Source organism: Variovorax sp. HW608 (assembly GCF_900090195.1).
In the GTDB taxonomy this organism is placed as follows: Bacteria; Pseudomonadota; Gammaproteobacteria; order Burkholderiales; family Burkholderiaceae_C; genus Variovorax.
In genome coordinates this window covers 644120-661654 of the sequence record NZ_LT607803.1, presented here as the reverse complement: position 1 = coordinate 661654, position 17535 = coordinate 644120, and the positions used below count along the sequence as shown (strand labels likewise).

Below are 17535 nucleotides of genomic sequence, written 5' to 3'. Positions count from 1 at the left end.
AATCCCGGTACTGCACCAGTTGGCCCATGTGCCGCTGCCCTGGGTCAACATCGACGCCGCCAAGAGACCGTCATCCTCTCGCAGGAGGGTCACTTGCCCGCTCGATCCGCAGGCCCGGCGTGGCCTCCCAGCGTCCGGCCTTGTCGACCCACAGGGCGTCCACGTTCCACCGATGCGCGATCGCGCGTGCCTGCGAGGGCCCCGCCACGAAGAAGACCTTGGTCAGCGCATCGGCCAGCGCGCCGCTGTCGGCCACCACGGTCACGGCCGAGAGCCCGGTGGGCGAATAGCCGGTGTGCGGATCGAAGATGTGGTGGTGCAGGTGGTCGGCACTGAAGAACGTGAGGTTGTCGGCCGAGGTGGCGACGCACCGGCCATCGGTCAACAGCCGCGCGATCAGCGCGTGCTCCTCGTGCGGGTCGGCGATGCCCAGCGTCCAGCGGCGCGCCTCGGGGTTGGACCCCAGGGGCGCGAACTCGCCGGCGTCGACCAGCGCATGTCGCACGCCGTGCGATGCGAGCACCGCGCGCACGCGGTCGGCCGCATAGCCTTGGGCGATGCCGTTGAGCGTCGCGGCCATGCCCGGCGTGTCGAAGCGGACGAGGTGCGGCGAGACCTGCAGGGCCCGCCAGTCCACCCTGGCGCGCGCGCTCAGGACCTCCTGCCGGCTGGGCAGGCGGCCGGCGCGCTGCGCGGCCGCGAAGGCGAGCCACAGGGGCTGCACCGTGACGTCGAACGCACCGTCGTTGTCGCGCGAGACGTTGTGGGCGATCTCGAGGACCTCGGCCAGTTCAGCCGGCGGCGCGTGCAGCAGGCCGTCGCGGTTCAGGCGCGAGAGCGCGCTGTCGGGGTCGAAGAGGCTCATCTGGCCCTCGATGCGGCGCAGCGCCTGCACGGCCGCATCGAGCGCATGCTCCAGCAGGGCGGCATCCTCGTGCCCGGCCTGCAGCGAGAGCGTGGTGCCGAAGCCCAGCATCGCGCGTCGGGCCCAGTGCAGCGAAGCCACCGCGGGCGGCAGGCCCGCGAAGATGCCGAGCGCGCCGAGGCCCAAGGTCACGCGCAGAAGCTGGCGCCGCTTCATGCCTTGCTCCCCGCCGTTGCCGGCAACGGGCGGATCGGGATCACGCGCTCGCGTTCCCTGGCGATGAGCGGCGCGCAACGCTGCGGGCTGTCGTGGATCGCCACGCAGTCCAGGCACTGGAAGCACTCCTCGTAGACGATCGCGCCGCCGGGCCGGATGGCCTGGTACTCGCAGCGGTGGCGGCAGGTCTGGCAGGGCGTGCCGCATTCGCGGCGGCGCGGAATCCAGCGCAGCAGGCGCACCCGCCCGAGCAGCCCGAGGCCGGCGCCGAGCGGGCAGAGATAGCGGCAGAAGCCCTTGTAGACGAAGGCGCCCGCGAGCAGCCAGCCGGCGGCCCACAGCACGAAGGGCCACGATCGGACGAAGCCCAGCGTGATCGCGGTCTTGAAGGGTTCGACTTCCACCGCGCGATCGCTCCAAGCCGGCGACACCACGGCCAGGCCGACGATGACGGCGAGCACCGCGTACTTCAGCCGCTTGAGCTTCGCATCGAGTTCGCGGTGCAGCCGGATGCGCCGGATTCCCGCGGAGCGCGCGAGCTGGGCCACCAGTTCCTGCAAGGCGCCGAACGGGCAGAGCCAGCCGCAGAAGGTGCCGCGTCCCCATGCGAGCAGCGTCAGCGCGACGAAAGCCCACAGCGCCACCGTCATCGGGTCGTAGAGCAGGAAGCCCAGGTCGCGCCCGGCGACGAGGGCCTGCACCACGGCCGTGATGTTCACGATCGACAACTGCCCTTGAGCGAACCAGCCGATGAACACCAGCGTGAACACGAGGTAGCCGGTGCGAAAGCGCGCGAGGCGCGCCGGCGTGGCGACGATCCACTTGGGGCGGGCCAGCACCAGCGCCAGCAGGACCAGCGCGGCGGCCAGCACTGCCAGCTCCGCGGCGCGTGCGCGCCAGATGCCCTGCCAGCCCTTGTCGGTCGATGCCGGGATCGTCACCTGGCTCGCGGGCAGCCTGTACGGCAGCGCGAAGCTGCGCGCGATGTGTTCGGGGTAGACGATGCCCTTGTCGCGCGTCACGCGCAGCGCGAAGTCCAGGGCCTGCGCCGGATCGAGCCCCGCCGGGCCGATCACGCGGAAGACCTTCGCATCGGCGCCGCGCAGGCTCGCCGGCAGGTCGAGCGGCTCGTCCAGGTCGAGGTCGCGCAGTTCCAGGGGCAGCTCGTTCTGCTTCAGCGTCAGGCGGTCCGGCACCGCGCCGCGCACGAAGCGGTCGCCGACGAAGCTGTAGGGGCCGGCGGCGATCACGAGGAAGGCGTGGTCACCCTCGTCGATGCGCCCGAGCAGATGCTTCCAGCCGGCGTCCGACAGCAGGTTGCGGCCGACCGGCGGTGCGTTGAGGTAGGCGATGTAGAGGTCGCAGAAGCTGTCGTCCTCGTGTCCGGCGACCGGCAACTCGACACCGCTGCCGTCGAAGGCCTTCTCCACCATGTCTTGCGTGATGCGCACGTGCCGGACAAGACCCGCCTCGCGCAGGGCCTCCCAGTCCATCGGCGCATAGCTGTCCTGCCGCACACGCGCGACCCGGTCGGGGTCCTGTGCCGCCGCGAAGCCCAGCCTGGCGCGCGCCACGCGCAGGCCCGACGACAGCAGGCTCTGGTTCAGGATGCGCACCGAGGCCGTCGCCTTGGCCACGCCGTCGATGTAGACGTTGGCGCTGCCGCTTTCCTCGCCCCGGTTGGCGTTGGAGCCGATCTTGATGTTCTGCCGCAGCGAGAGCCCCTGGTACTGGTCGGCGAAACGGATGAGGGGCGCTTCGCCCAGTCCTTCGAGAAACACCGGCTCGTGGTGCGAGAGCACGCGGACCTCGAGGAACGTGCCCTTGGCATCGAGCGCGACGAGCAGGTTGAACGGCGTGCCGGAGAAGCCGGGAATCGGCGCGAAGTCGATCGACTCGAAGACATAGCCCGCGAGCACCGTCTCGGTCGCGTCCTGCCTGAAGATCGGCCAGACCGGCAGTTGCGCATCGCGCTCGCCGACGGTCAAGGACGACGGCAGCGCCTTCTGGATCTCGGCGCGCGTCATCACGCCGGCCTCTGCGTGGCCCGCAAGGCAGATCAGCATCGTGGCGACCCAGAACACCCACGGCCGCGGCATCTTGGTCACGCCGGGGCCAGGCCCAGGCGCTCCACGGTGCGCTTCTCGGACACATAGGCCTCGCGCATGCTGCGGCCGTAGGCGGCGCTGTCGAGATAAGCGACATCCTGGTCGTACTTGGCGAGTTCGGCAACGTGCCGCGGGTCGAAGAGCGCGCTCTTGAAGGCGTCATGCAGCCGCTGCACGACGGAGTTGGGCATGCCGCGCGGCCCGGCGAGGCCATAGGGCGACATCGCGACGATGCCGTGGCCCAGTTCGCTCATCGTCGGCACCTCCGGCCAGCGCCTGGAACGGGCCGCGCCGAAGGTCGCCAGCAGGCGCAGGCGGCCCGAATCGACGAAGGGCGCGAAGCCGTTGGCGTTGACGCCGGCCATCACCTGCCCCGTCGAGAGCGCGATCATCTGCTCGGCCACGCCCTTGTACGGCACGTGGATGAAGCCGAGGCCGTGCTTGGCGAACAGCGCCTCGAGCACCACGTGCGGCGTGGTCCCGATGCCGTTGGTCGCGATGGTCATCCGGCCGGGGTCGGCCGCAGCCTGCGCGAGCAGATCGGCCACGCTGCAGAGCGGACTCGCCGCCGGCACCAGCAGGCCGAAGGTCACGCCGCTGACCTGCAGGATCGGCGTGGTGTCGCGGATCGGGTCCCACGCGACCTTCTGCGTGAACGGTGCGCGAAACACCGTCTGCGGCATCTGCGCCAGCGTGTAGCCGTCGGGGGGCGACTTCTGCAGCACCGGCATCGCCAGCGTGCCGCCCGCGCCGCCGCGGTTCTCGACGACGATGGGCTGGCCGAGCTGGTCCGCTGCGAGCTCGGCGAGCAGGCGCAGCGTGATGTCCGTGCCGCCGCCAGCGGCCCATGGCACCCACAGGGACAGGGCGTGTTGCGGGAACGCGGTCTCGGCCGCACGGGCCGGAATCCAGGGCGCGGCCGCGACCGTCGCCGCAGCGGCCGCCGCGCGAAGCAGCGTGCGCCGCGTCGTCATGCCGTCCCCCGTTGCGCCAGGCCGCCGAAGCCGCGCTGCGGGTCGTAGCCGCGGCAGGCCAGCGTGAAGCACACTGCCAGCGTGCCGAGCACGATCAGCGGCGCGAGCCCCGGGTCCTTGCCGTAGAGCGCGAAGCGGATCCACTCGACCGCATGCGTGAACGGGTTGAACTGCGCCACCCGGTAGACCCAGGTCGCGCCCGACTCCTCGAGCTTCCACAGCGGATAGAGCGCGGTGGAAAGGAAGTACATCGGGAAGATCACGAAGTTCATCGCGCCGGCGAAGTTCTCCAGTTGCCGCACGTACACCGAGAGCAGCAGGCCGAGCGACGCCAGCATCAGCGCCGAGGCCAAGGTCGCGAACAGCGCGTGCAGCGATGCCGGCGGCGCGATCGGCAGCTCGGTGCCGAGCAGCGCCGCGACCGCGACGAAGGCCAGCACCTGCACGAGGCTCAGCAGCGCCGTGGCGAACATCTTCGCGAGCAGCACCCACCAGCGCGGCAGCGGCGCGGTCAGGAGCAGCCGCATCAGGCCCATCTCGCGGTCGTAGACCATGGCCAGCGAGGACTGCATGCCGTTGAACAGCAGCACCATGCCGATGAGCCCAGGCGCGATGTAGACGTCGTAGGGGATGTAGCTGTCGTAGGGCGCGATGATGGCCACGCCGAAGACGTTGCGGAACCCGGCCGCGAAGACCGCGAGCCACAGCACCGGCCGCACCAGCGCAGAGACGAGGCGGGTCTTCTGCTGCCAGAACCGGAGCAGCTCGCGCAGCACGATGGCGCGCAGCGCCTGCACCGCGTGCCGGATGCCTTTGTTGCGTGCCGTGGACCTCATGGCGCGCTCCTGCAGGGCGATTCCGGCGCATCGGTGCCGAGCGTGTCGAGCACGTTCTTCGCGTGCAGGACACCGTCGACCGGCGCGCTGCCGATCACGCCGACGCCATCGGTCAGCAGCAGCGGCTGGCGAAGCTGATGGTCCCAGGCACGAAAGCCGAGGCGAACGCCCTTGAAGCCGTCGAGCGTGAAGTCGGGCCGGTTGAGGACTGCGTTCAGCTTTGCGGCCGAAGGCGTCGCGGGCTGCGCCAGAGCGGCCTGCAGCACGGCCTTGGTCGCGATGTAGGCCGCCCAGTCGTGGCCGGTCATCGGGCGCTTCGCTGCGCGCACGAAGCGGCGTTCGAGCTGCGGCGCGCCGTAGCGCTCGAAATGCGGCGCCCAGGCCTCGGCGCTCATGCCTGCGTCGCCGACCACCGGGCGCGGCAGCGCGAGGCGGTAGGGCAGCGTGCGTGCGAATTCGCCGTCGCTGTCGACCACCCAGACCACGTCGTAGTCGCCGCCGGCCGCGGCGGGTCCGGTCAGGAGCAGCGGATTGGCGAGGTCGCGCTCCCGTGGGTCGGCGGACAGCTTGAATGGCCGCGCCGCCACCTGTTTGAGCCCGTAGCGCTTCAGCGCACCCTGCGCCAGCGCAAGCCGCGTGGCATCGTCGGCGCTCTGGCCGTGGATCAGGAGGACCCGCATCCATTTGCGCGCGAGCAGGGCCTGGGCGAGGGCATCCGCGCGCATCCGCTCGCTCGGCAGCGTGTGGAACAGATGGGGCCGGCAGACCTGCTGGCGCAGCGCATCGTCGCTTTCGCCGACGTTGATCATCGGCATGGCGCTCGTGGCCGATGCGCCGGCGGCGATCCATGCGGCAGGCAGGTCGAGCAGCGCGGCTGCCGCGCCGGACTTGTCGAGCTCGCGCAGGCGCGCGGACGCGTCGTCCGCCGACGCGGCATCGCGCACGCCGACATTCACCCGCAGGCCCGCCGCCTCCAGCTCGAAGCGGCTCTCGTCGATGGCCATGTCGACCGCGTCGCGCGCCCGCCCGCCCGGATGGCCGGGGTAGGCGAGCGCGACGCGCGCCGGTTCCAGCCGATCGTCGTCGGCACGCTGCACGATGCCGATCGTCAACGTGGCGGCGCCGGCTGCCGCACCGGCCAGGGCGAACGCCAGCATCATCGCGAGACGACGGGCGAGCTCAGTCATCGACGACCACCGTGTGCGGCACCCGTCCGACCGCAATGGTCTTGATCGGCTTGCCGGTGGCGGTGTCCACCACCGTCATGTCGTCCGACAGGCCGTTGACCACGAAGAGCCTCGACCCGTCGCGGTTGGTCGCCACGCTCCAGGCGCGCTTGCCCACCAGCGCCAGGGCCGTCGTCCTGCGCGATGCCACGTCGACGAAGGCCACGTGGTTGGCGCGCCCGAGGCCGACGTACATCGTCCGGCCGTCCGGGGAGCGCGCGATGCCGACCGGCGTGATGTCGTCGGGCCGCATGCCCTTGACCTCGAAGGGGATGGTGGCGATCACCTTGAGCTCGCCGGTCGAGATCACGCTCACGCTGCCGCCGAGCTCGTTGGTCACCCACAGCTCGCGTCCATCGGCCGAGAAGGCGAGCCGGCGCGGCCGCTGGCCGACCGGGATGTTCCGGATCACCTCCAGCGTGTCCGTATCGATGACGTGGACCGTGTGCGCGACCTCCGAGGTCACGTACACGCGCCGGCCGTCGGGCGACAGCTTCACGCCTTCGGGTTCCTTGCCGACCGGAACGCCCTTGACCAGCTTCTTCGCCGCGATGTCGAACACGTTGAGCGCGCCGTCGTCCTCGGCGGACACGTAGGCCCTCTTGCCGTCGGGCGACAGGTCGAACACTTCGGGGTCCTCGCCGAGCGGCACGCGCGCGACCGGCTTGCGGGTCGCGAGGTCGATGATGTCGGCGCGGCCCGAGTCGCTGCAGGCCACCATCAGCTGCGTGTCGCCGTGGAGGCGCTGCATGTGGCGCGGGCGCTTGCAGGTCGGCACGACGCCCACCACGGCCAGCGTCTTCAGGTCGACCAGGGTGATGGCGTGGTCCTTCTCGCTGGAGACGAAGGCGAGCTGGCTGTCCTTCGCTGCTGCCGCGAGCGGAGCGGCCAGGGCAGCAGCCAGTGCGACAAGGGGAAGGGTGGATCGGTTCATGGCGTCATGCCTTCATGCCGTTTGTCGCGTGGCGCTGAGGAAGGCCGCTTCCAGCGTGGCGCCGCCGAGGGTGTCCGTGACTTGCGCCGGCGTGCCGCTCGCGAGCAGGCGTCCGCGGTGCAGCACCAGCACCCGGTCGGCGTGCTCGGCTTCCGATACGAGGTGCGTGGCCCACAGCACGGTCACGCCGCGCTGGCGCACTTCGTCCAGCAGGCCGTCGATGAGGTCGCGCCGCGACCGGGGGTCGAGGCCGACGGTGGCCTCGTCCATCAGCAGCAGGTCGGGCCGCGTCAGCAGGGCGCGTGCCAGCTCGACCTTGCGGCGGCTGCCGCCCGAAAGCTCCCGCACGCTGCGCTGCATGTCCGCGAGGAGCCCGAAGCGCGCGGCCTCGAACGCGATTCGCTCGCGCGACTCGTGCGCGGGCAGGCCCTGCAGGTCGGCGTGGAACTGCAGGTTGCGCGCAATGCTCAGGTCGAGGTCGAGCGACTGCTGCTGGAACACCACGCCGATGTGCGCGAGCGCGCGCCGCGCGTCGGTGCGCATCGACAGGCCGGCCACCTCGACCTCGCCCTCGTCGGCCGCGAACAGACCGGTCAGCACCTGGAACAGGGTCGACTTGCCCGCGCCATTGGGGCCGAGCAGCACCGCGAAGTCGCCGCGCGCGATCGAGAGGCAGAGCGCGTCCAGCGCGACGCGCGAGCCGTAGCGTTGCGTCAGGCCGTGGATCTTCAGCATGGCGTGGCGCGCGCCGTGCTCAAGGCGCGCGAGTTCTCGTCGCTGCGGAACACGAGGCCCGCGTCGCGTGCCGCACCCGGGACGAAGCGCAGCGGCTGCGCGGCGACTTCGTGGCTGCGTGCCGCCGCGGCGCTGTCCAGCATCTCGTCGATGCGCCCGCGATCCGGGCTCTTCGGGCACACGGGATCGGTGGCCGCCGCGTCGCCCGTCAGCAGATAGGCCTGGCAGCGGCAGCCGCCGAAATCGTGATGCCGCTCGTCGCAGCCGCCGCAGGTCGGGCTCATCCAAGCCTGGCCGCGGTAGCGGTTGAAGGCCTCGCTGTCGTACCAGGCCTCGCGAACCGGCATCGAGCGCAGGTTCGGCAGCGGCGGGCCCGGCAGCATCCGGGCGCTGTGGCAGGGCATCGCGAGGCCGTCCGGCGCGACGACCATGAACACGGCACCCCAGCCGGCCATGCACGGCTTGGGCTTGGCGTCGGCATAGTCGGGCGAAACCCAGATGACCTTCATGCGGCCCGCGAGCCGCGCGCGGTGCATGTCGACGACCGCCTCCGCCTCGCGCAATTCGTCGGCCGTCGGCATCAGCGCTTCGCGGTTGAGCCACGCCCAGCCGTAGTACTGCGTGTTGGCCAGTTCGAGGAAGTCCGCGCCCATGCGCTCGGCCATCTCGATGATGCGCCCGACGTGCCGCAGGTTGAACCGGTGCATCACGCAGTTCATCACCATCGGATAGCCCTCGTCCTTGATGATGCCGGCGACCCGGGCTTTCAGGTCGAAGGTCTTCGTGGAACTGAGGAAGTCGTTGAGCTCGCGCGTCGAATCCTGGAACGAGAGCTGGATGTGGTCGAGTCCTGCCGCCTTGAGGGCCTTGGCGCGTTCGCGCGTGAGGCCGACGCCCGAGGTGATGAGGTTGGTGTAGAAGCCCAGCCCGCGCGCATGGGCGACGAGCTCTTCGAGGTCGTCGCGCAGCAGCGGCTCGCCGCCCGAGAAGCCCAGTTGCACGGCGCCGAGTGCACGTGCCTCGGCCAGCACGCGCTTCCAGTTCGTGCTGTCCATCTCGTCGCCGTGGCTGGCATGGTCGACCGGGTTCGAGCAGAACACGCAGTGCAGCGGGCAGCGATAGGTCAGCTCCGCCAGCAGCCAGAGGGGCGGGCGGACCGCGCCGGTGTCTCGCGCTTCCATGGTCATTGGGTAACCTCCGCGCAGCAGCGCTGCGGTATTCGCCTTGGGGCGGCCCGGCGTCTCATGCCTCTGCCTATTGCAGCCAGCCGCGCTGCCGCGCCTCGCAGAGGAAGCCGATCACCTCTTCGTGCAGGGACGGCTGTGCGAAGGCGGCCTCCAGCTCGGCGACGATCTGGTCCACCGTGCGTTGGCCGTCGCAGCGATGCAGGATCTCGGCCGCCGAAAGATTGAGGCGAACCATGCCCTCGGGGTAGAGCAGGACCCAGTGGTCCTGTGTCGGTTCGAACTGCATCCGGTAGAGGCTCGACATGCGGGGGCGGTCGTCGCGCGTGATCATGGTTGCAGCTCCAGCGGCATGTCGTCGGGGAAGCCGCGCTCGATGGCGTCGAGCATCGACCACAGGATGTCGAGCTTGAAGTGAAGGATGCTGATCGCGCGCTCCTGCCGCGCGCGCGTGGTGCACCAGCGGCGCGCGACTTCGAGGCCGTGCTCGACGTCGCGCGTGGCGAGCGGGATCCGGCTGCGGAAGTAGGCGAGGCCCTCGACGTCGATCCAGGGATACAGCGCCGGCCATCCGGCCAGCCGGTCGGCATGGATCTTCGGCGCGAACATCTCGGTCAGCGAGGAGATCGCGGCTTCCTCCCACGGGCGCTGGCGCGCGAAGTTGACGTAGGCATCCACCGCGAACCGAACGCCTGGTTGCACGTGGCGGTGCGACCAGAGGTCGGCCGCCTCCAGGCCCACGGCCTGGGCCAGCCGAAGCCAGGCCTCGATGCCGCCGGCATGGGCGCCCGCGAAGTCGCCGCGGCCGTCGTGGTCGAGCATGCGCTCGATCCAGCGGCGGCGCTCCGCGCGGTCCTCGCAGTTGGCCAATACCGCCGCGTCCTTGCGCGGGATGTTGACCTGGTAATAAAAGCGGTTGGCCACCCAGGCACGCACCTGGAAGGGCGCAAGCTCGCCGCGGTTCAGCCGCAGGTTGAAGCGGTGGTGGATGTGATAGCGCGATTCGCAGGCGCGCAGGCGGGCTTCGAACTCGTCGCCGTCCCACAGGCGCTGAAGCTCGCAGCGGGCCGCTTCGCGCGGACTCAGGGGGGCGGTCGGTGTTTCAGTCATAGCGTGATCTCCATGCCGTCATAGGCCACTTCAATGCCATGGCCGTCGAGCACGCGGCGCTGCGCGCTCGACTCGTCCAGGATCGGGTTGCTGTTGTTGATGTGGATCAGGACCTTGCGCCGCGCCTGCGTGTTCAGCATCACGTCGACCATGCCGGGGCGCGCCTCGCCGCCCATCTGCGGCAGGTGGCCCATCTCGGTGGCGGTCTTGCGGCTGAGGCCTGCCTGCTGCATTTCGTCCTCGACCCAGAAGGTGCCGTCGACCAGCAGGCAGTCGGCGCCCTGCATCCACTGCAGTTCGCGCGCGCCCACCTCGGCGAGGCCCGGCGAATAGAACAGCCGGGTGCCGTCTTCCAGGTCTTCGATCAGGAGCGCGATGTTGTCGCCGGTCGTCTGCTCGGCGCGATGCGGCGAGTAGGGCGGGGCCTTGCCGGGAATCGCCACCGCCGTGAAGCGCAGCGACGGAAAGCCGTCCACGGCGAAGGTCGCGCTGTACTGGCTGCCGGCCACCGCGAGCATGTGCCAGCGCGTGCCGCAATAGTGTTCGAGCACGCCGATCACGGGGAAGGCGGTGGTCAGGTCCTCGAACACGCAGGGCGTGGCGTAGAGGTCGATGCACGGGCCTTCGCGCATGCCGAGCAGGCCGGTGACGTGGTCGATCTGGGCGTCCATCAGGATCACCGCCTTGATCGGCGTGTCGCGCAGGCCGTGACGCGGTTGCAGCTGGGGTTGGTCCCGCAGCTGCTGGCCGATGTCCGGCGAAGCATTGAGCAGCACCCACGATTGGCCGTCCGCCGAGACGGCGACCGAGCTCTGGGTGCGCGCACGTGCGGCGACATCGCCGACGCGCTGCCCGGCGCACTGCCTGCAATTGCAGTTCCACTGCGGAAAGCCGCCACCGGCACCGGAACCGAGCACGAGTATTTTCATGAGAGCGAGGGAAGGATTGGGGGGCGGTGGCGGCGCGGCTTTTTGTCGCCGTGCCGCCACCAGTTCGTGATGCTCAGCGGTGCGAGATGTACATCGTGATCTCGAAGCCGAAGCGCATGTCTTCGAACGCGGGTTTCGACCAGTGCATGGGATCTCCTTTGAAGCAGTACAGGCCCGGGCGGAATTGCCATTCGGGCCCGAACACTTGCGCAAATCGCGTGCCCGTGGCCGGGCGCTGCGATACGCGCGGGAAAGACTGGTGTTTGCCCTGATATCAGGGGCTCCGCAGGCGTGGAGCGGGCCGCCGCGAGGCCTGCCGGAGCAGGCGCCGGCGTGAGGTGTCCCAGGCTGGTACAGCGCCGTTCGACGGCGGTACAGGGAAGTCCCCTAGGACCGCCCTGCGCCTGATGGCGTCACTTGCCCCAGCGAAGCTTGCGATAGATGGTGTTGCGGCTGATGCCCAGGCGCTTGGACGCGACCGAGATGTTCCCGTTGGCCGCAGCGAGCGTGCTGCGGATCAGCTCGACTTCGGCTTCGCCGAGCGTGAGCGGCGTGGCCGGTTCGGCCGGCGCTTCGGGGGGCTCCGCCGTTGCGGCGGCGGGCTCCGCCGCGCGTTCGCCGGCCGGCTCCGGGAAGTGCATCGGCAGCGCGTCGGGAGCGGCAGGCGCGACGCGGATCGGCACGGAGAGCTGCGGCGGCTGCGACACCCGTCCGCTGCGCACGTCCTCGAGGAAGTCGTCCGAGAGATGGTGCTCCTCGATCTGGCCTTCGCCCGCGGCCATCACGGCAGCGGTGCGCAGCACGTTCGCGAGCTGGCGCACGTTGCCGGGCCACGTGTAGGCCTTGAACAGCGCCATCACCCGCGCGCTGATCTCCGGCGTGGCATGCGGGCAGTCGCTCAGCAGGATGCGGCGTGCCACGACGTCGAGGTCGCAGCGCTCGCGCAGCGCGGGCAGCTTCACCACCAGGCCGTTCAATCGGTAGTAGAGGTCTTCGCGGAACGAGCCGGCCTCGATCATGTCGCGCAGCTTGCGGTGCGTCGCGCCGATCACCGCGATGTCGACCGGAATGGACTTCAGGCTGCCCAGCGGCGTCACCTGCCGCTCCTGCAGCACGCGCAGCAGCCGCGCCTGCAGCGCCAGCGGCATGTCGCCGATCTCGTCGAGGAACAGCGTGCCGCCGTTGGCCTGCACGATGCGGCCGACCGCGCCCTTGCGGCGCGCGCCGGTGAAGGCGCCGTCCTCATAGCCGAACAGTTCGGCCTCGATCAGGGACTCGGGAATCGATGCGCAGTTGACCGCCACGAAGGGCTGCTTGGCGCGATTCGAGTCCTGGTGCACGGCGCGTGCGAGCAGTTCCTTGCCCGTGCCCGTCTCGCCCAGGATGAGCAGCGGGATGTCGCGATTGATGACGCGCAGCACCTTCTGGATCAGGGCGTCGATCTGCGGGTCGCCGGTGTTGAGGTAGTGCAGGCCGGAGAACAGGGTGCCTTCCGCCGAGTGGGCCGTGGCCCCGGCCAGCATGCCGCCGGGCTTGCGGGGCTCGGCGGCGGGTTCGGCCGCGCCGCGCGGTTCCACGGCCATCGACCGCTGCGGTCCGTTGAAACGCGCGCTCACGTGGAATTGCCGGCCGTTCGACAGGCAGAGCGTCATCGGCGTCGGCAGCGGCGAGCGGAAGTGATCGAACACCGCCGGCGCGGTGGTGCCGAACAGGCTGGTCAGGCTGTGCATGCGCAGTGCCGCGCTGCTCATGTCGAGCTGGTCGAGCGCGCTGCGGTTGGCCCCGAGGATCTTGCCGTCGACGCCGACGACGATGATCCCCTCGAGCAAGGTGCCGATGAATTCGACCCGGCTGTGGAAGTGCAGCCGCAGGCGGTTGCCGTAGTCGTCGGACAGCCACTGGTTCTCGATCATGCGGGCCGACATGCGCACCAGGCCCATGGTGTGCCGGTGGTAGGAGCGCTGGTCGCCGGTGACGTCGAGCACGCCGAGCATGTTGCCGCGCGGGTCGAAGATGGGCGCGGCCGAGCAGGTCAGGAAATGGTTGGCGTGGATGAAATGCTCGCCGCCGTGGACAACGGTCGGCGCTTCCTCGAACAGCGCCGTGCCGATCGCGTTGGTGCCCTTGGAATGCTCGGCCCAGTTCACGCCGGGCGAGAGCGCCACCTTGTTGGCGCGCTGCAGGAAGCGGTCGTCGCCGACCGAGTGGAGGATGGTGCCGGTGACGTCGGCCAGCACGATCATGCTTTCGGTGTCGACGATCTGTTCGAAGAGCATTTCCATGACCGGCGCCGCATGCGTGAACAGGCGCTGGTTGCGCTCGCGCGCCTCATTGAGGTCGCTGCGCATGAGGGGCTCGAAGTCGGGCCGCTCGACGCGCGTCAGCCCGAGTGCCGAACACCGCTGGTGCCACTGCTCGATGAGCTCGGTGCGTTCCTTCTGCTGCGGCAATGGCAGTGCTTCGGGTGTGGTCCAGGTCCCGGCCGTTGCGGCCAGTGCACGAGGGGTTGCAGCCATGGTCTTGTCTCCACTGCCTCTGTGTTGAGCAGATGTCTGTCGATCCAAATAAACGCTCGGGTCTCGTCGCGACGCGTGGTGTGTCCCGTTCTGGTACAGCGACACAGCCTTTCCTTGTTACATCTCGGCTGGCAGCTTGAAAGGATGCCACACGCAGGGTCAATCACGCAATTTGTGTTCCCGCCTGCAACAACTTTGCGTGGCACAGCGTTTGCGGACCCGTCTCTCGTCCCCCATTGAACGTGAACGGAGATGAAACCATGGAAACCAAGCCGCAAGCAGGGCGAGCCCTGTACCAAGGGACCCGCAAGGGATTGAAGCTGATGGTCGCTGCACTGGGCCTGACTTGTGCGAGCCTCGCCTGGTCGCACGGCGACGTGACCCCGCAAGCCGTCGACACCACGGGCCTGCCCGAACTCGGCAAGGATTGGCGCGCCGAGAACCCGTACCGCGGCAACACGACGGCGATCAAGATCGGCACCTCGGCCTATAACCAGAACTGCGCCCGCTGCCATGGCATCGAGGCCATCTCCGGCGGCATCGCGCCCGACCTGCGCAAGATCGACAACGACTGCGCCACGATGAAGGATGCGCCCAAGAAGGCGGCCTGCGCGAAGGAGATCGACGACTACTTCCTGACGACCGTGCGCCATGGCCGGACAAGAAACGGTGCCGTGTATATGCCGCCGTTCGAGGGCACGATGAACCAGGAAGCGATCTGGTCGATCAAGTCCTATCTCGAGACCCGCCGCGAGAAGCCGTTCTAGGAGCCCACGATGCGCGCTTCACACGTCTCGCGCCGCGCCGTCCTTCGCTGGATCGGCGCGGCAGGCCTCGGGGCGCCGGCGCTCGTCGCACGCGCGGCGGCGCTGGACCGCATCCGCGAGCGCGGCACCCTCACGGTCGCGCTCTACAAGGACATGCCGCCGTTCCATGTCGATGGCAAGGGCATCGACGTGCAACTGGCGCAGGCGCTCGCAGATGCGCTCGGCGTCAAGCTGTCGATGCTTGCCTTCAATGCCGACGAGAACATGGGCGACGACCTGCGCAACATGGTCTGGCGCGGCCACTACCTGGGCTTCGGGCCGGCGGACGTGCTGCTGCACGTGCCGGTCGACAAGCCGCTCATCGACGACACGCCGCAGGCGCGAATCTTCGCGCCCTACTACCGCGAGCGCGTCGTGCTGGCGCGGCGGCTCGACGCGCTGCCGCAGCTCGACAGCCTCTCGGCGCTGGGCGATGCGAAGGTGGCGGTGCCGGGGCAGACGCTGGCCGGCTGGCTGATGATCGGCGCCGACGGCGGCGCCTATCGCAACCAGCTCGTCACGCAATGGAAGGACGGCACCGATGCCGCGCGCGCCCTGCAGCGCGGCGAAGTCGCCGCCGCGGCCGGGCTCGCATCGGAAATGGAATCGGTGCTGCGCGGCGATGCGCACTTTGCGATCGCGCCGCTGCCGTCGCCGCGTGCGCAGCGCAACGGCTGGGCCGTCGGGATGGCGGTCAAGAAGGATGCAACGGACCTCGCGCAGGCACTGCAGGCCGGCATCAACGACCTGGCACGCGACGGGCAACTGCGAACCATGTTCGAAGGCGCCAACGTCGCGTGGCAGGCCCCCTGAAAGCAATCCACCGAAGGACCGGCCAGGGTCCGGCTATGACGGCCGGCCCTGCGCCTGCAGCGCCTCCCATTCCGCATCCTCGTACAGCCGCGAACGCGTGAGGAAGCGCATGCCGGTCGGGCGCTCCAGCGAGAACATGCCGCCGTTGCCGGGCACGGCATCGATGATCAGGTGCGTGTGCTCCCAGTATTCGAACTGCGACCGGCTCATGTAGAAGGGCACGCCTGCGATCTCGCCGAGGCAGACGTCGGCGTCGCCCGTGATGAACTCCCCGAGCGCGAAGCACATCGGCGCACTGCCGTCGCAGCAGCCGCCGGATTGGTGAAACATCAACGGCCCATGCGCCGCGCGCAGGCGCTCGATGAGCGCCTGCGCGGCCGGCGTCACGGACACGCGAGCGACTGCCGGGGCGGATGACGCGCCGGCTTTGCTATCGCTCATGCGTGACCCGCTCAGAAGAAGCCCAGCTTGTTCGGGCTGTAGCTGACCAGCAGGTTCTTGGTCTGCTGGTAGTGGTCGAGCATCATCTTGTGGTTCTCGCGGCCGATGCCCGACTGCTTGTAGCCACCGAATGCGGCATGCGCCGGGTACTGGTGGTAGCAGTTGGTCCACACGCGGCCGGCCTGGATGCCGCGGCCCATGCGGAAGGCGCGTGCGCCGTCGCGGCTCCAGACGCCGGCGCCCAGGCCGTACAGCGTGTCGTTGGCGATCGCCAGTGCTTCCTCTTCGGTCTTGAAGGTCGTCACCGACACCACCGGGCCGAAGATCTCCTCCTGGAAGATGCGCATCTTGTTGTGGCCCTTGAACACGGTCGGCTTGATGTAGTAGCCGCCGGCCAGTTCGCCGCTCTTCACGTTGCGCGCGCCGCCGGTCAGGCACTGGGCGCCCTCCTGCTTGCCGAGGTCGATGTACGAGAGGATCTTCTCCATCTGCTCCTGCGATGCCTGTGCGCCCAGCATGGTGGCGGTGTCGAGCGGGTGGCCTTGCGTGATCGCTTCGACGCGCTTGATCGCGCGTTCCATGAAGCGGTCGTAGATCGATTCCTGGATCAGCGCGCGGCTCGGGCAGGTGCAGACCTCGCCCTGGTTCAGCGCGAACATCGTGAAGCCTTCGAGCGCCTTGTCGAAGAAGGCGTCGTCGGCCGCCAGCACGTCCTCGAAGAAGATGTTGGGCGACTTGCCGCCGAGTTCCAGCGTTACGGGAATCAGGTTCTGGCTCGCGTACTGCGAGATCAGCCGGCCGGTGGTCGTTTCGCCCGTGAAGGCGATCTTGGCGATGCGCGGGCTCGATGCGAGCGGCTTGCCGGCTTCCAGGCCGAAACCGTTGACGACGTTGATGACGCCCGGCGGCAGCAGGTCGCCGATGATTTCCATCAGCACCAGGATCGAGGCCGGCGTCTGCTCGGCCGGCTTCAGCACCACGCAGTTGCCCGCGGCCAGCGCCGGCGCCAGCTTCCACACCGCCATCAGGATCGGGAAGTTCCACGGGATGATCTGGCCGACCACGCCGAGCGGCTCGTGGAAGTGGTAGGCATAGGTCTCGTGGTCGATCTCGCTGATGCCGCCTTCCTGTGCCCGCACGCAGGCGGCGAAGTAGCGGAAGTGGTCGATGGCCAGGGGCATGTCGGCCGCCATCGTTTCGCGCAGCGGCTTGCCGTTGTCGAGCGTCTCGGCGACGGCCAGCGTCTGCAGGCTCTGCTCCATGCGGTCGGCGATCTTCACGAGGATGTTGGCGCGCTCGGTCGGCGACGTGCGCCCCCATGCGGCCTTGGCCTTGTGCGCGGCATCGAGCGCGGCCTCGATGTCCTTCGCATTGGAGCGCGGGATGCTCGTGAAAGCCTGGCCCGTGATCGGCGTCAGGTTGTCGAAGTACTGCCCGTCGATCGGCGCGACCCACTCGCCGCCGATGTAGTTGCCGTACTGCTTCTTGAAGGGATTCGCAATGCCGAGGTTGCGCATTTCAGCCATGTCCATGAATAAATCTCCGTTGAGGTTGATGAGGAAGGCATGGAGCAATTCGCAATCGACGGGCCAGCGCGTGCCAACGCATGTTCGAAGGCGCAAGTCCTTGTCAGGCAACGGTATTTCGTTCGAGCGATGCGATCCGCGTGTGGATGGCGACGCGCCGATGGCTGTACCGGGCCGGAGCAGGGTGCTGCAGATTGGACCAGCGCCCGGCGAGGCTCGAGGTGTCGTGGATCAGTACAAGTTCGACTTGGCCGGCGCCCTGTCGTTGATCTATAAGGCCGCCCATCTTCGATCGGCTGGACGTCTCGTCGTCGCT

17 protein-coding genes are annotated in these 17535 nt (G+C 69.2%); 2 read left to right on the top strand and 15 right to left on the bottom strand.

Translation table 11 applies throughout. The annotated features are described in order from the left end of the window. Positions 1-70: 70 nt before the first annotated feature. From VAR608DRAFT_RS02985 to VAR608DRAFT_RS02925, 13 genes are all read right to left on the bottom strand, one after another. Positions 71-1081 (bottom strand): FAD:protein FMN transferase, encoded by a 1011-nt coding sequence (locus tag VAR608DRAFT_RS02985; protein ID WP_088952712.1) that lies wholly within the window; start codon positions 1079-1081, stop codon positions 71-73. Next, the gene (locus VAR608DRAFT_RS02980; RefSeq protein WP_088958564.1) at positions 1078-3180 is read right to left on the bottom strand and encodes a 4Fe-4S binding protein; all 2103 of its coding nucleotides are present in this window, start codon (positions 3178-3180) and stop codon (positions 1078-1080) included. Before VAR608DRAFT_RS02980 ends, VAR608DRAFT_RS02985 begins: the two co-directional genes overlap by 4 nt. Before the next feature lie 5 nt (positions 3181-3185). After that, positions 3186-4163, bottom strand: a complete 978-nt coding sequence (locus VAR608DRAFT_RS02975; protein ID WP_088952711.1) for a tripartite tricarboxylate transporter substrate binding protein — start codon at positions 4161-4163, stop codon at positions 3186-3188. Next, positions 4160-4999, bottom strand: a complete 840-nt coding sequence (locus tag VAR608DRAFT_RS02970) for an ABC transporter permease (protein ID WP_088952710.1) — start codon at positions 4997-4999, stop codon at positions 4160-4162. Before VAR608DRAFT_RS02970 ends, VAR608DRAFT_RS02975 begins: the two co-directional genes overlap by 4 nt. Beyond that, a complete protein-coding gene (locus tag VAR608DRAFT_RS02965; RefSeq protein WP_088952709.1) occupies positions 4996-6186 on the bottom strand; it encodes an ABC transporter substrate-binding protein in 1191 nt (396 codons plus the stop codon). The genes VAR608DRAFT_RS02970 and VAR608DRAFT_RS02965 overlap by 4 nt, the downstream gene beginning before the upstream one ends. Next, complete coding sequence (locus VAR608DRAFT_RS02960; RefSeq protein ID WP_088952708.1) at positions 6179-7159, bottom strand: PQQ-dependent catabolism-associated beta-propeller protein; 981 nt, start codon at positions 7157-7159, stop codon at positions 6179-6181. The genes VAR608DRAFT_RS02965 and VAR608DRAFT_RS02960 overlap by 8 nt, the downstream gene beginning before the upstream one ends. Before the next feature lie 12 nt (positions 7160-7171). Beyond that, positions 7172-7894, bottom strand: a complete 723-nt coding sequence (locus VAR608DRAFT_RS02955; protein ID WP_088952707.1) for an ATP-binding cassette domain-containing protein — start codon at positions 7892-7894, stop codon at positions 7172-7174. Beyond that, the gene (gene pqqE, locus VAR608DRAFT_RS02950) at positions 7888-9081 is read right to left on the bottom strand and encodes a pyrroloquinoline quinone biosynthesis protein PqqE (RefSeq protein ID WP_088952706.1); all 1194 of its coding nucleotides are present in this window, start codon (positions 9079-9081) and stop codon (positions 7888-7890) included. Before pqqE ends, VAR608DRAFT_RS02955 begins: the two co-directional genes overlap by 7 nt. A 67-nt stretch (positions 9082-9148) precedes the next feature. Beyond that, positions 9149-9412 carry a pyrroloquinoline quinone biosynthesis peptide chaperone PqqD gene (gene pqqD / locus VAR608DRAFT_RS02945; RefSeq protein ID WP_088952705.1) on the bottom strand — a complete coding sequence of 88 codons (264 nt, stop codon included), beginning with the start codon at positions 9410-9412 and terminating at the stop codon, positions 9149-9151. Continuing rightward, entirely contained in the window at positions 9409-10188 is a 780-nt protein-coding gene (gene pqqC, locus VAR608DRAFT_RS02940; protein ID WP_088952704.1) for a pyrroloquinoline-quinone synthase PqqC, read from the bottom strand. Before pqqC ends, pqqD begins: the two co-directional genes overlap by 4 nt. After that, positions 10185-11117 carry a pyrroloquinoline quinone biosynthesis protein PqqB gene (gene pqqB, locus VAR608DRAFT_RS02935; RefSeq protein ID WP_088952703.1) on the bottom strand — a complete coding sequence of 311 codons (933 nt, stop codon included), beginning with the start codon at positions 11115-11117 and terminating at the stop codon, positions 10185-10187. Before pqqB ends, pqqC begins: the two co-directional genes overlap by 4 nt. A gap of 73 nt (positions 11118-11190) precedes the next feature. Continuing rightward, positions 11191-11265: a pyrroloquinoline quinone precursor peptide PqqA gene (pqqA, locus tag VAR608DRAFT_RS38445; RefSeq protein ID WP_157731207.1), complete on the bottom strand. Its 75-nt coding sequence runs from the start codon at positions 11263-11265 to the stop codon at positions 11191-11193. A gap of 265 nt (positions 11266-11530) precedes the next feature. After that, on the bottom strand, positions 11531-13633 hold the full coding sequence (locus VAR608DRAFT_RS02925; protein ID WP_088952701.1) for a sigma-54-dependent Fis family transcriptional regulator: 2103 nt from the start codon (positions 13631-13633) through the stop codon (positions 11531-11533). A 323-nt stretch (positions 13634-13956) separates the two neighbouring features. Here VAR608DRAFT_RS02925 and pedF point away from each other — a divergent pair, with 323 nt between their 5' ends. Further along, positions 13957-14400 carry a cytochrome c-550 PedF gene (gene pedF / locus VAR608DRAFT_RS02920; RefSeq protein WP_088958563.1) on the top strand — a complete coding sequence of 148 codons (444 nt, stop codon included), beginning with the start codon at positions 13957-13959 and terminating at the stop codon, positions 14398-14400. A gap of 9 nt (positions 14401-14409) precedes the next feature. Then, positions 14410-15252 carry a transporter substrate-binding domain-containing protein gene (locus VAR608DRAFT_RS02915; RefSeq protein WP_088952700.1) on the top strand — a complete coding sequence of 281 codons (843 nt, stop codon included), beginning with the start codon at positions 14410-14412 and terminating at the stop codon, positions 15250-15252. A 33-nt stretch (positions 15253-15285) separates the two neighbouring features. Here VAR608DRAFT_RS02915 and VAR608DRAFT_RS02910 read toward each other — a convergent pair whose 3' ends face one another. Then, on the bottom strand, positions 15286-15693 hold the full coding sequence (locus tag VAR608DRAFT_RS02910) for a DUF779 domain-containing protein (RefSeq protein WP_088952699.1): 408 nt from the start codon (positions 15691-15693) through the stop codon (positions 15286-15288). Between the two features lie 11 nt (positions 15694-15704). Then, positions 15705-17225: an aldehyde dehydrogenase gene (adh, locus tag VAR608DRAFT_RS02905; RefSeq protein ID WP_088958562.1), complete on the bottom strand. Its 1521-nt coding sequence runs from the start codon at positions 17223-17225 to the stop codon at positions 15705-15707. Positions 17226-17535 lie beyond the last annotated feature (310 nt).

Bases quoted from the DNA above. Each gene is read 5' to 3' on its own strand.
- VAR608DRAFT_RS02980 (WP_088958564.1), bottom strand. From the start codon at position 3,180: ATGCCGCGGCCGTGGGTGTTCTGGGTCGCCACGATGCTGATCTGCCTT.
- pqqB (WP_088952703.1), bottom strand. From the start codon at position 11,117: ATGAAAATACTCGTGCTCGGTTCCGGTGCCGGTGGCGGCTTTCCGCAG.
- VAR608DRAFT_RS02910 (WP_088952699.1), bottom strand. From the start codon at position 15,693: ATGAGCGATAGCAAAGCCGGCGCGTCATCCGCCCCGGCAGTCGCTCGC.
- pqqD (WP_088952705.1), bottom strand. From the start codon at position 9,412: ATGATCACGCGCGACGACCGCCCCCGCATGTCGAGCCTCTACCGGATG.
- VAR608DRAFT_RS02965 (WP_088952709.1), bottom strand. From the start codon at position 6,186: ATGACTGAGCTCGCCCGTCGTCTCGCGATGATGCTGGCGTTCGCCCTG.
- VAR608DRAFT_RS02925 (WP_088952701.1), bottom strand. From the start codon at position 13,633: ATGGCTGCAACCCCTCGTGCACTGGCCGCAACGGCCGGGACCTGGACC.
- VAR608DRAFT_RS02915 (WP_088952700.1), top strand. From the start codon at position 14,410: ATGCGCGCTTCACACGTCTCGCGCCGCGCCGTCCTTCGCTGGATCGGC.
- VAR608DRAFT_RS02970 (WP_088952710.1), bottom strand. From the start codon at position 4,999: ATGAGGTCCACGGCACGCAACAAAGGCATCCGGCACGCGGTGCAGGCG.
- pqqE (WP_088952706.1), bottom strand. From the start codon at position 9,081: ATGACCATGGAAGCGCGAGACACCGGCGCGGTCCGCCCGCCCCTCTGG.
- VAR608DRAFT_RS02960 (WP_088952708.1), bottom strand. From the start codon at position 7,159: ATGAACCGATCCACCCTTCCCCTTGTCGCACTGGCTGCTGCCCTGGCC.
- adh (WP_088958562.1), bottom strand. From the start codon at position 17,225: ATGGACATGGCTGAAATGCGCAACCTCGGCATTGCGAATCCCTTCAAG.
- VAR608DRAFT_RS02985 (WP_088952712.1), bottom strand. From the start codon at position 1,081: ATGAAGCGGCGCCAGCTTCTGCGCGTGACCTTGGGCCTCGGCGCGCTC.
- VAR608DRAFT_RS02975 (WP_088952711.1), bottom strand. From the start codon at position 4,163: ATGACGACGCGGCGCACGCTGCTTCGCGCGGCGGCCGCTGCGGCGACG.
- VAR608DRAFT_RS02955 (WP_088952707.1), bottom strand. From the start codon at position 7,894: ATGCTGAAGATCCACGGCCTGACGCAACGCTACGGCTCGCGCGTCGCG.
- pedF (WP_088958563.1), top strand. From the start codon at position 13,957: ATGGTCGCTGCACTGGGCCTGACTTGTGCGAGCCTCGCCTGGTCGCAC.
- pqqC (WP_088952704.1), bottom strand. From the start codon at position 10,188: ATGACTGAAACACCGACCGCCCCCCTGAGTCCGCGCGAAGCGGCCCGC.